Source organism: Kribbella sp. NPDC058693, from assembly GCF_042715335.1.
Taxonomy (GTDB): domain Bacteria; phylum Actinomycetota; class Actinomycetes; order Propionibacteriales; family Kribbellaceae; genus Kribbella; species Kribbella jiaozuonensis.
Window position 1 is genome coordinate 1,293,413 of the sequence record NZ_JBHXSQ010000002.1, and the last position, 11,403, is coordinate 1,304,815.

10 protein-coding genes are annotated in these 11,403 nt (G+C 69.0%); 3 read left to right on the forward strand and 7 right to left on the reverse strand.

Going from position 1 to position 11,403, the window contains the following annotated elements; genetic code table 11:
• Window position 1: 1 nt before the first annotated feature.
• Together ACFWUU_RS15800 and ACFWUU_RS15805 are read right to left on the reverse strand one after the other, a co-directional pair.
• Window positions 2–1,048 carry an alpha/beta fold hydrolase gene (locus ACFWUU_RS15800; RefSeq protein WP_380176240.1) on the reverse strand — a complete coding sequence of 349 codons (1,047 nt, stop codon included), beginning with the start codon at window positions 1,046–1,048 and terminating at the stop codon, window positions 2–4.
• Between the two features lie 118 nt (window positions 1,049–1,166).
• The gene (locus ACFWUU_RS15805) at window positions 1,167–3,962 is read right to left on the reverse strand and encodes an AAA family ATPase (protein ID WP_380176242.1); all 2,796 of its coding nucleotides are present in this window, start codon (window positions 3,960–3,962) and stop codon (window positions 1,167–1,169) included.
• 107 nt (window positions 3,963–4,069) lie between these two features.
• On the opposite strand from ACFWUU_RS15805, the gene ACFWUU_RS15810 reads away from it, so the two are divergent.
• Window positions 4,070–5,026, forward strand: a complete 957-nt coding sequence (locus ACFWUU_RS15810) for a GlxA family transcriptional regulator (protein ID WP_380176244.1) — start codon at window positions 4,070–4,072, stop codon at window positions 5,024–5,026.
• Between the two features lie 5 nt (window positions 5,027–5,031).
• Here ACFWUU_RS15810 and ACFWUU_RS15815 read toward each other — a convergent pair whose 3' ends face one another.
• The 4 genes from ACFWUU_RS15815 to ACFWUU_RS15830 all read right to left on the reverse strand — a co-directional run bounded on the left by ACFWUU_RS15815 (window position 5,032) and on the right by ACFWUU_RS15830 (window position 8,993).
• Window positions 5,032–6,288, reverse strand: coding sequence for an MFS transporter (locus tag ACFWUU_RS15815; protein ID WP_380176246.1), 1,257 nt, complete (start codon window positions 6,286–6,288; stop codon window positions 5,032–5,034).
• Between the two features lie 130 nt (window positions 6,289–6,418).
• Window positions 6,419–7,318, reverse strand: a complete 900-nt coding sequence (locus ACFWUU_RS15820; RefSeq protein WP_380176248.1) for a LysR family transcriptional regulator — start codon at window positions 7,316–7,318, stop codon at window positions 6,419–6,421.
• Window positions 7,319–7,396: 78 nt separating this feature from the next.
• Window positions 7,397–7,969: an alpha/beta hydrolase gene (locus tag ACFWUU_RS15825; RefSeq protein WP_380176857.1), complete on the reverse strand. Its 573-nt coding sequence runs from the start codon at window positions 7,967–7,969 to the stop codon at window positions 7,397–7,399.
• Complete coding sequence (locus tag ACFWUU_RS15830; protein WP_380176250.1) at window positions 7,899–8,993, reverse strand: VOC family protein; 1,095 nt, start codon at window positions 8,991–8,993, stop codon at window positions 7,899–7,901. The genes ACFWUU_RS15825 and ACFWUU_RS15830 overlap by 71 nt, the downstream gene beginning before the upstream one ends.
• Before the next feature lie 227 nt (window positions 8,994–9,220).
• On the opposite strand from ACFWUU_RS15830, the gene ACFWUU_RS15835 reads away from it, so the two are divergent.
• A complete protein-coding gene (locus ACFWUU_RS15835) occupies window positions 9,221–10,039 on the forward strand; it encodes an LLM class flavin-dependent oxidoreductase (RefSeq protein ID WP_380176252.1) in 819 nt (272 codons plus the stop codon).
• Window positions 10,040–10,081: 42 nt separating this feature from the next.
• Here the strand turns inward: ACFWUU_RS15835 and ACFWUU_RS15840 are convergent, their stop codons facing one another.
• Window positions 10,082–10,543: a YybH family protein gene (locus ACFWUU_RS15840; protein ID WP_380176254.1), complete on the reverse strand. Its 462-nt coding sequence runs from the start codon at window positions 10,541–10,543 to the stop codon at window positions 10,082–10,084.
• Between the two features lie 218 nt (window positions 10,544–10,761).
• Here ACFWUU_RS15840 and ACFWUU_RS15845 point away from each other — a divergent pair, with 218 nt between their 5' ends.
• Complete coding sequence (locus tag ACFWUU_RS15845) at window positions 10,762–11,223, forward strand: DUF6325 family protein (RefSeq protein WP_380176256.1); 462 nt, start codon at window positions 10,762–10,764, stop codon at window positions 11,221–11,223.
• Window positions 11,224–11,403 lie beyond the last annotated feature (180 nt).

Below are 11,403 nucleotides of genomic sequence, written 5' to 3' on the forward strand. Positions count from 1 at the left end.
GCTAGCGCTGCTTGAGGCCGTCGACCCGGATGACCGCGTCGGCGAATGCCTGCGGCGCTTCCTGGGGGACGTTGTGACCGACTTGCAGGGTCTGGTGTTCATAGGGGCCGGTGAACTTGGCCCGATAGGCGGAGCCGTCACCGGCCGCGGTGAACGGATCGTCGGCCCCGTCGATGGTGATCGTGGGTACGCCGATGACGGGACCCTTCTGGAGCCGCTTCTCGATCCCGGCGTACCGGGGTTCGGCCGGCGCCAGACCGAGCCGCCAGCGGTAGTTGCCGATCACGATCGAGACGTAGTCGGGGTTCTCGAAGGCGGCCGCGGTCCGGTCGTACGTCGCGTCGGAGAAGTTCCAGGTCGGCGAGTTGAACTTCCAGATCAACTCACCGAGGTCGTGGCGGTACTGGGTCAGGCCGAGTTCACCGCGCTCGGTGGAGAAGTAGTACTGGTACCACCAGGCCCACTCGGACTTCGCCGGCAGCGGCAGCTTGTTCGCCGCCAGGTTCGTGATCAGGTAGCCGCTGGTGGAGACCAGGGCGCGACAGCGGTGCGGCCAGAGAGCGGCAATGATGTCGCCGGTTCGCGAACCCCAGTCGTAGCCGGCCAGGATGGGCTTCTCGATCTTGAGCACGTCCATCAGCGCGAGGACGTCCAGCGCGAACACCGCCTGATCGACATCCCGACGCGTGGTTCGCGACCGGAACGTCGTCGTCCCGTAGCCGCGGAAGTACGGCACGATTACCCGATAGCCGGCCGCGGCGAGTAACGGCGCCACCTCGACGTAGCTGTGGATGTCGTACGGGAATCCGTGCATCAGGATCACCGGCGTACCGTCGGCCGGGCCGGCCTCGACGTATCCGACGTTCAGTACGCCGGCATCGATCTGCCGCACCGTGCCGAACGACGTACCGGTGAGCGATGTGGCCGCCGCCTTCGGCGTGGTTCCGAGCTGTGACGCGCCGACGGCCGCCAGGGTCGCGGCGCCGGCGACGCCCAGGAACTGACGTCGATCGGGGGTGAATCCGCCGCTCTGCTCGTTGCGGTCCATGGCACGGTTCTCCTTCGCTCACGGTCTCGGGTGTCCTCTCCACCCACCGTCCCGGGCCGGGAGGCTGTCCCGCACCCGGGGCGAACCCCGGTCCGGCCCGGGTCACCTACGGGGACCGCTACTCAGGCGCGAAATCAGGTACGGCGGTACGCAGTTCCCGGCGCGAATTGACGCCGAGCTTGCTGAAGACCTTGCCGAGATGCCATTCGACGGTGCGCGGACTGAGGAAGAGCCGGGTACCGATCTCCGCGTTCGACAGGCCGTCGCGGGCGAGCCGCGCGATGTGGAACTCCTGGGTGGTGAGCTCCTCGGTGATCTCGACACTTCGCCTGGGCGCCTTGACGCCGAGCGGTACGAGCTCTCCCCGGGCTCGTTCGGCGAACACCGCGGCCCCCATCTCTGACAGCATGCCGTGCGCTGCGAGCAGGTGCTCCTTGGCCTTGATCCGCAGACCCTCGCGTCGCAGCCACTCGCCGTACAAGAGGTGACCGCGGGCCAGCTCCAGCCGAAGCCCCGCGCGATCCAGGTGCTCGATCGACAGCCGGTACGACGCATCCGCCTGCTCGCCACCTTGCAGCGCACGCAGCCGGGCTTCGATCCCCAACGCCCAATCGGTCGGTGTGACCCGGGCGCGCTCGGACATCCGCTCGAGTGCCACCGCGATCAGCTTCGAGTCGCCCGTGCGTGAGGCCGCCTCGGCCAACTCGGAGACCGCCATGATCTGATACCCGCCCACGACATCGCGGTCGAAGACGCTGCGCGCAGCCGGCGCCGCGAGGTCGTGACGCCCGAGCCCGTTGTTCAGCACGGAACTGGCGTAGTCGGAGAAGGTGACGATCCGGCCCTGACCCAGTGCCGCTGCTTCGTCCCGGACCGTCGTGATCAACCGCGGCGCCGCGTCGTCGGGGCCGCGCAGCGCAGCCAGAAGCGTCGCCGCGTAGCCGACCGGACGGTTGCCGGTGATGCCGGCGATCATCCGGTCCTCCTCGACCAACTCGGCGGCATGGGTCAACTGCCCGGCGAGCAACTCGTTCGCCGCGAGCACGTTCAGGGCGAACTGCAACTGGACCAGCGCACCGGCGCCCCGGGCTCGCTGGACCTGGAGCTCGGCCACCGCACGTCCGGCCCCGAAATCCCACAGTTCGGTGGCCAGGATGGCCGTGACCCGGTTGCCGCCCAACCACAGCAGCCGGCCGACGTCCTTGGCGCCACCATCGATGCCGCCGATGCCGTCGATGCCCTGCACGGCCGCGAGAGCTCGAGCGAGCGGAGCCACCGCCGCGTCGTGGCCGTCGGTGAATCTGCGGGCCAAAGCGTCGAGGACTCGGTCGATGACTCGTGGCACCTCGTCGGCCGTGGGCGAGCAACGCGCGGCTGTCGCAACAACGTACGTCGTATCGGGCTCGTCTGTCCCACTCGCCCAGATCGCGGCGGCCAGCGCGTCCAGGTACGTCTCGCGGGCCAGCTGGCAGTCGAGCGGCTCGAGGTGCGGGGCGGCATCGAGTAGCAGTCGGGCGGCTTCGGTCGAGCGTCTCTGGTCGAACGCGATCTGCCCGCGCAGGTGCGTGACCTCCGCGGCCCGGAACGCATCGGCCGGGCCCGAGGCGACCTCGGCCAGCAGTGTGAGAGCCGCGTCGAGGGCGCCGCCATCGCGCTTGCGCCAGGCGGCCGCGAGTTGGCGTCGGGCACGCCGGGCCGGGTCCGGCGTGAGGCGCGCCGCCCGTTCCAGCAGAGCAGCGGCAGCAAGCAGGCCGCCGCGGGATTGCGCTCGGGTGGCCGAGCGCTCCAGCTCGGCCGCGATCTCTTCGTCCGGCGCCGGCGCTGCCTGCGCCCGGTGCCAGGCCCGCCGGTCGGGATCAACCTCGGCGTCGGTGGCCTCGGCCAACGCACGGTGGATCTCCTGACGCTGTTCGGGGGCCGCGGACCGGTACGCCGCCGCACGCACCAACGGATGCCGGAAGCCGACCCGGGAACCGAACTTGATCAATCCCGCGGTCTCGGCCGCCTGGCCCGCGTTGGCGCTCAGCCCCAGCACACCCGCCGCCCGCCACAGGAGTTCTGCGTCGCCGAGCGGTTCAGCTGCCGCGGTCACGAGCAACTGCCGGGTGTCGTCCGGGAGCGTAGCGATGCGACGAAGAAAGATCTGGTCGATGCGGCTCGACGGCGGGACCAGGTCCGATTCCTCGAACCCGTCGGCGAGCTCCGCCGCTGTCCACGCGCGTGGCAACTCGAGCAACGCGAGCGGGTTCCCCCTGGTCTCGGCGATGATCCGGTCCCGGACACGCGGGTCGATCGGCCCCTTGATCACCGAGTCCAGCAACCGTCCGGCGTCCGTCTCGGCAAGACCGTTGACGGTGAGCTCAGGGAGGCCGGCGAAGTCGAGCCCGTCGCTCGGCTCCCGGATCGCGATGACCAGCACGATGCGCTCGGCCAGGAGCCGACGGGCGACGAATGCGATCGTCTGGGCGGAGACGTGATCGAGCCATTGCGCGTCGTCGACGAGGCAGAGCAGCGGTTGCTGCTCGGCCCGGTCGGCCAGGAGATCCAGGGCCGCGAGTCCGACCAGGAAGCGGTCCGGCGCCGCCCCGACAGTCACGCCGAAGGCTGTCCCGAGGGCGATGCGTTGCGGATCGGGTAGGCGGTCGAGTCGATTCGCGAACGGACCGCAGAGCTGATGGAGTCCGGCGTACGGAAGCTCCATCTCGGCCTCGACGCCGGCCGACCGTGCGACCCGGAACCCGGTGGCGTACGTCTCCAGGTAGTCCAGCAACGAGGTCTTGCCGATCCCGGCCGCGCCGCGCAGCACCAGCACCTGACTCCGGCCCGCCCGTGCGCCGGCGACCAGATCTTCGAGGATCACGCACTCGCTGCGCCTGCCGTACAGTGCAGCGCTGCCCTCACGCTGGCGACGCATCAGACCTCCGGGAAAGCGCCGGGACATTCCAGCGCTCGCCACAACGTACGTCGGTGGTCCGTCGTCACGTCAGGGGTGGAAACGACACGATTGATAGGGTTTCCGACGTGGAGATTGCGGTTCTGGTCAACGAGGACGTGTTCGACTCCGGTCTGACGGCGATCCTCGACGTACTGGACACCGCGAACGCCATGGCGGAACAACTGGCCGAGGCTCCCCGCTGGAACGTCACGACCATCGGGTTCGAGTCCCAGGTGCGTACGTCGGCCGGGCTGAGCGTGGATTGCGAGCCCGTCACCCGGGCCGATCCGGCGGATCTCCTCGTCGTACCGGCCATCAACGAGCGGCAGCCTGATGCCCTGGTCGAACTCGTCAGTGGCGAGAAATCGTTGCCCGCACGGGAGCTGATCGCCAAGACCCATGGACGCGGCGCCGCGATCGCCTCCGCCTGCGCCGGTACCTTCCTGCTCGCCGAGGCCGGCGTCCTGGACGGACTGCGGGCGACGACCACCTGGTGGCTGGCGCCGGCCTTCCGCGCTCGCTACCCGCAGATCCATCTCGATCAGAACAGCATGGTGGTGCACGAGGACCAGGTCACCACCGCTGGGGCCGCGTTCGGCCATCTCGACCTGGCGCTCGCCCTCGTCCGCGCCGGCAGCCCCGCCGTCGCCGACCTCGTCGCTCAGTATCTCGTCGTCGACGAGCGCCCGTCGCAGGCGCCGTACATCATGCCCAGCGCGCTGGCTCAGTTCGATCCCGTCGTGGCCGCGTTCGAACGCTGGGCCCGCGACCACCTCGGCGAGGCGATCAGCATCCCCGAAGCCGCGCGGCGCCTGGGAGTCAGCGAGCGCACCCTCCAGCGAACCGTCCAGCGGACGATGGGCACCTCCCCTGTCCGCTTCATCCAGGACCTGAGAATCGAACGCGCCATCCATCTCCTACGCACCACCGACCAGTCCCTGGAGACGATCGCCCGCAGGGTCGGCTACGAACAGCCCAACACCCTCCGCACGCTCCTACGCCAACGGACCGGCCGAACCACCACGTCCCTCCGCAGCGTCTGACGCCGTTACCTCGCGGGTTGCGGACTCAGGTGGGTGGAGGCGGCGGTCGATCGTCGGGCGATGACGATGGAGATGAAGGCCCCGACCGACAGTACGGTGGCGAATCCGATCATCGACGGTCTGAGGGCGACGTGCTGGATGACCAGGCTGAACGCGATCGAGGGCAGGCCCATGCCGACGTACGCGATGATGAAGAACATCGCGAGGACGCCGGCGCGTGAAGCCGGTACGGCGGCGATCGCGGCCTCGGTCACGCCGCTCTTGATGAGCAGCCCCGCGCCGGCGCCGGCCAGAGCCGCGGACGTGAGCGCCAGCCAGAGCGTCGGCTGGTAGAGCGACACGGCGGTCAGCGCCAGGCCGATCGGGAACAGCAGGCCGCCGATCAGGAGGACGGTCGAGTGGGCGAGCTTGCCGAGGGCGAGCTGCGCGACGGCTGATGCGGCGAAGGCGGCGAACGGCGCCAGGCCGGCAACGAAGTACGACGTGATGCCGAGCTCGCCGCGCACGATGATCGCGCCGAGCGAGGAGAACAGCCCCATCACCGCGAATGCGAAGAACCCGACGGCTGCTGCCGCCCCGAAGGCCGCGCGCTGTCCTGGACGCAGAGCGAACCGCACCGGCCGGTCCTGATCCGCGGCCTCGGTGTCGATGGTCTCGGGGCTGGCCAGCACGAGTACGAGCAGCCCGGCCATCAGCGCTCCGAAGATGATGTACGGCGTACGCAAGGGCGACGGTGCCCATTGGGCCAGGATTCCCGCTGCCAGCGGGCCGAGTGCGAGACCACCCAGATTGACGGCGGTCGCGACCAGTGCGGGAACGGGTGATCCGTCCCGCCCGGGCCGCGCCTGGTGGTACAGATCGCTGAGATAGGCGGTGGCGGTCGATGCCATCAGGCCGATCGCCACACCGGTCAACACCCGTCCGACAATCAGCCCGGGCAGGTCGGGCCAGAAGGCCAGCACCGCGTCGGCAAGGATCGCGACCAGGAGTCCAGGGACGATCACCCGGCGGCGGCCCAGCCGATCGGACAAGTGGCCCAGCAGCCGGAAACTGGCGCCGGTGCCGATGACCAGCACGGCGAAGGCGATCGTCACCGTCGTCGGGCCGAAGTGATCCCGGACCTGGTAGATCGGCCACAGTGGCGTGGGAACGGTGCCGAAGGCCATCAACGTCAGGAACGCGGCGCCCACGAACCAGAAACCGGCCAGATGCCTGCCGGTGCTAGCGACTGCGACGCGGGACGAACGTGTAGCTGTACTCATTTCCAACCTCTCGCGAGCGAATGGTGCTTCCACTCGTGAGAACATCCTGCCCACGAAGGCCGATGCCGGACTTCGTGGGCCTGGATGAGATGCCTTCCATCTCTCCCGGAGATCCCGAGGCCGGAACCCCTCAATCGGCGCCGTGCAGGGCCAACATGCCGGCTGCGAACGCGGCGGCCGCAGGACTCGTCTCGGCGCGCGGCGGCAGGATCAGGTAGAGGTGGCGATCCAGCTGCGCGCCTTCCACTCGAACGTGACGCAGCGGACTGTCGGGATCGGTCAGAACCTTGTACTGCAGGCCCACCGGCGTGAACCCGATACCGGCGCCGGCGGCAATCATCTCCAGCAGCACCTCCCAGTCACCGACCTCCGCGACGATCCGCCGGGTAAGTCCGGCTCCGGCGAACAGGGCATCGCAGAGCAGCCGCGCGGTCCAGCCCGGCGGTACGTCGACGAACCGCTCGCCGGCGAGGTCGGCGACCGTCACGCTGTCTCGGGCTGCGAGCTCGTGATCGCTGCGGCAGGTCAACGCCAGCGGCTCGCTGGCCAGCGAGGTCAGGCGCAGCCGGCCGCGTTGCTCCAGAGCCGGTCCGATCGCGCAGTCGAGTTCGCCGTTCTCCACCATGTCCAGCATGTCCAGTGCGGCGGTTCCGCGCATCCGCACGTCGACGCCGGGGTGGTCGCGCAGGAACGCGCCGAGATAGCCGGCGAACGGAACGAGGTACTGCGCGGAGAGGGCGATCCCGAGGCGGAGCCGACCGACGAGCACGTCCCGGGTCTGCTGCACCGCGCGACGAGCGGTCTCTGCGGCACGCAACGCCTCGCGCGCGGGCGCCACCAGGGCCTCTCCGGTGGCGGTGAGCCGCACCGGCCGCGTACCGCGGAGGTAGAGCTCCGTGCCCAGCTCGCGCTCCAACGACTGCAGGGAGTTCGACAGTCCCGACTGCACGATCAACTCCCGACGGGCCGCGCCGGTCACACTGCGCTCCTCCGCAAGCGCGATGAAATGGCGCAGCTGGCGCAACTCCATACCCCGACCTCCATCTGCCGACCGGACCGAGAGTATCCGCCGATCACCCGTGGACCGTCCGAGGCGTGTGGGCGGTTCTCAGTTCGCGCGACCCGCCTCGATGAACGCCTTGACGTCGGGCAGTACGCCGGCGTCGATGGTGTGGCCGCCGGCGAACGGCAGCAGTCCGACATCGGCGTCTCGGCGCCGGAGTTGCTCGGCCAGCCTGCTGGTCTGTTGCGGCGTCGCCATCGGGTCTCTGTCACCGTTGACGATCAGCACTCGCTTGCCGGCGAGCGCGTGGTCCTCCGGCTCATCCGCCGCGAAGGGCACCATTGCCGCCAGCAGTACGGCGCCGGCGAGCGACTCGGGGTGGCGTAGGAGCAGCGCGGAGGCCATATTGGCGCCGTTCGAGAAGCCAACCGCCATCCACGAACCAGCGGCCACGTCGTACTTCTGCTCGGCGGCGGTCAGGAACGCGGCGAGTTCGTCGGCGCGCAGCCGAAGGTCGTCCTCGTCGAACACGCCCTCCCGGAGCCTGCGGAAGAACCGTGCCATCCCCTGCTCGGACACAGTCCCCCGTGGCGACAGTACTGGCGCGTCAGGTGCCAGGTGCTCCCGCAGTACGAGGAGATCGTGCTCGTCGCCACCCGTGCCATGCAGCAACAGCAGCGGCGGCTCGGACGAGCCCGGAAGCCAGACGTGCGGCCGCCGGAGCGGGTCCTCGCTCATCAGCCGGCTTCGTGCGGCTGCGGTGGTACACGCAGCTGGGGCAACGAGGCCTGGATCTGCTCGCGGTCCGGCTCGAGCCAGGGCGAAGCTTCAGGTGCTGGCCGAGTTCCAGCAGCGGCTCGTCCACTGTGAAGCCCGGCTGGTCGGTCGCGATCTCGAGCAGGACTCCGCCCGGTTCACGGAAGTAGATCGACGTGAAGTACTGCCGGTCGAGGATCTCGGTGACCTGTACGCCGGCCTCGATCAGCTCCATCCGCCATTTCGCCTGGGTCTCGCCGTCAGGTGCCCGGAACGCGATGTGGTGGACGGTTCCGGCGGCCTGGACACCGCGAGCGGCCTGGCTCGGTCGGACGTCCACCGCCGTACCCTCCGCTCCCCCGGACATCACGAACCGCGACCCGTCGCTGGTGTCCTGGCCGTGCCGCATCCCCAGCATGCCCGCGAGCATCTCCGCCGTCGGGTCGAGCTGCTGCTCGGTCATCGTCACCGAGAAGAGGCCCCGGATCGCGTTGTCGAACGGTATGGCGGCGACGCCGTCCCAACCGGATCGGCTGTCACCGTCGGACGCGACCAGTTCGATCACCAGTCCGTCGGGATCGCGCAGCCGCAGGACCTCCTGGTCGGAGCCGGCGACCGGCGCGTCCGCGTCGACCCCGAGGTCGTCCAGCCGCTGCTGCCACCAGCCAAGGGACTCCGGCGGGACGCTGAACGCGGTGGCCGTCGTGAGACCGGTGCCCTGCTTGCCGTTCGGCGCTCCGGGCCACGGAAAGAACGTCAACAGCGTCGACGGCCGGCCCGAGGCATCTCCGTAGTACAAGTGATAGGTATCCGGAGCGTCGAAGTTGACGGTCCGCTTGACCAGGCGCAGCCCCAGCACCGTGGTGTAGAAGTCGACGTTACGCTGCGGATCCTCCGCGATAGCAGTCACATGGTGAAGCCCGTGCGGCGCGACCGAATCAACCATCGTTCTTCCCCTCCCGACGCGCGACGACGTCATCTCGACACTACGACCGCCCGCCCTTCCCCACCACGGAACGACGCCGAAAATCTGGCAGGTGCACGAAGCCGACATACTCCACCCCAGCCGGCCCCGGACGCGAAGGTTCTGGTGCAGCGATGTCGAATCCTGACTGCCCGGTTCGTGGATAGGGCAACGGGACAGAACAAGACCCAGACTGAAGGAGAACCACGATGCCCGACCAGGCCAAGCGAGGACCCAAACCGTTCCGATTCGGCGTCGTTGCGCCGATCACGTCTGACCTGGCGACGTGGCGGGACAGCGTGCGACGGATCGCCGACAGCGGGTACTCGACCTTGCTGATGCCCGACGTCCCCACCTGGCAGCCAGCGCTCGGCCCCACGCTGGCAACCGCGGCCGCGCTCGCCGACCTACGGATCGGCTCGTGGGTGTACGCCGCCGCCCTGCGCGAACCATGGAGCACAGCATGGGAAGCTCATTCGCTCTCGGTCCTCACCGACGGCCGCTTCGAAATGGGCATCGGCGCCGGCCGCCCCGGCATCGAAGTCGAGCTGGGCCTGCCCGCCGTCTCCCCAGCCGAGCGCCGTACCAGAATGCGCGACACCGTGGCCGCCCTACGCAAGTACGACGGCCCCGATCTGCACACACCGGTCGTCATGGCGGTGAGCGGACCGAAGTCGCAGGCGCTGGCCCTCGAAGTCGCCGACGCAGTCACGTTCGTACTCCAAACCGACGACGACCGGGCCGAAACCACCAACCGGGTACGCGACTTCGCCGCTCACCAAGACATCGAACTAGCCCAACACGTCGCCGCCGTCGGTGACGTCGTCGCCCCGTTCATGGCAGCCCCCAACCTCGACACCGCAGCACTCCGCGCCGCCGACTCACTCGTCATCCTCCCAAGCGACCCCTCCGCAGCCACCGAAGAAATCCACCGCCGCCGAGAAGAAATCGGCTTCACCTACTTCGTCATCGGCGCCAACTCCGCCGCAACCCTCGCCCCAACCGTAGCCACCCTGTCCGGCCAATAACCTCACCGCGCAACAAACCCTGCCGCTTCGACAGGCCGGCTTTCAGTCCGTCAGTTCGCCGCGGGCGAGCTGCGAGAGCGTGCTCCAGCCCACGGTGTGGACCAGCGCGTCCGCATGCCGGTGAACGAGCCGCCATCGTCCGCCGTCGCGTCGGAACGCCAACGTGACGCGCAGGGACCAGTCCTGCTCCGGCAGTTCTCCCACCAAGCCGCGCTGTCGCTCCACCACCGCCAGCACGGCCATCTCGTCAGTCACGTACGATGCGTCGACCTCAACCTCCACCTCGCCACCACGGAAGGTGGCCCTGGTCGCCTGACGCGCTTCGTCGTCCAACACGAAGCCCGACCTGGTCGGCCCACCGAACGGCGGCATCAACGTGAAGTCATCCGCGTGATGCAGCACGCCTTCGTACGCGTCGAGATCACCAGCAAAGTACGCCTCAGCCGACTCCTGCGCCATCCGGGTGAGCTCGGCCAAAGCGGCGTGGACCTGGTCGTCCGTCATGTCCGGATGCTACCGAGGCGTTGACCCCCAGTCGATCAGCAGGACATTCGGTTTCTCGGTTGCCGTCGTGCCCCCACACCGCCGCACGGTTCGCGACGCCAATCGTCCCGCAGGGGTGATGCGGTGCCCCGGGTTCTGCCGGATCGTCGGTGCAGTACCCAGGTCCGGGCGCTCCCGGATCGGAGCCATCGAACAACTCTGACCGCTGGAGGTAGAGCATGAGTGCCACTATCGATGAGCTGGGGCCGGTCGACTGGGTCGTCGTCGAATTCCCGGGTACGAAGCTGACCGGAGAGATCGCGCCGATCCTCGCCGAGTACGTCGACCGGGGCCTGATCCGGATCCTCGACCTGCTGTTCCTCATGAAGGACGCGGACGGCAGCTTCGAGGCGTTCGAGTCGACCGATCTGGAAGACAGCGAGATCGGGCAGCTGCGGGCGTTCGAGACCGGGATCGCAATGCTCCTCAGTGAGCAGGACGTCGAGGACCTCGCCGAGACCATCGAGCCCGGCAGCTCGGCCGCCGTACTCGTCTGGGAGAACCTTTGGGCCGCGCCGTTCGGTACGGCGGTACGCCACGCCGGCGGCCAGCTGGCCGCAAGCGGACGCATCCCGGTCCAGGCCGTACTCGCCGCGATCGAGGCCGACGCCGCAGAGGCCGACGAGACCAAGAAGAGCTAGGAGGATCAGCCATGCCGCTCGGAGCCCGACGCAGGCGCAGGACCATAGCAGCCGTGGGAGGTGCCGTGGTCGTCGCACATGGCATCCACCGCCGCCGCGACCGCCGTGAGGACCGGCGAGACGATCGCGGTGACCGCCGCGAGGACCGGCGAGACCGCCGCGAGGATCGCCGCGACTGAC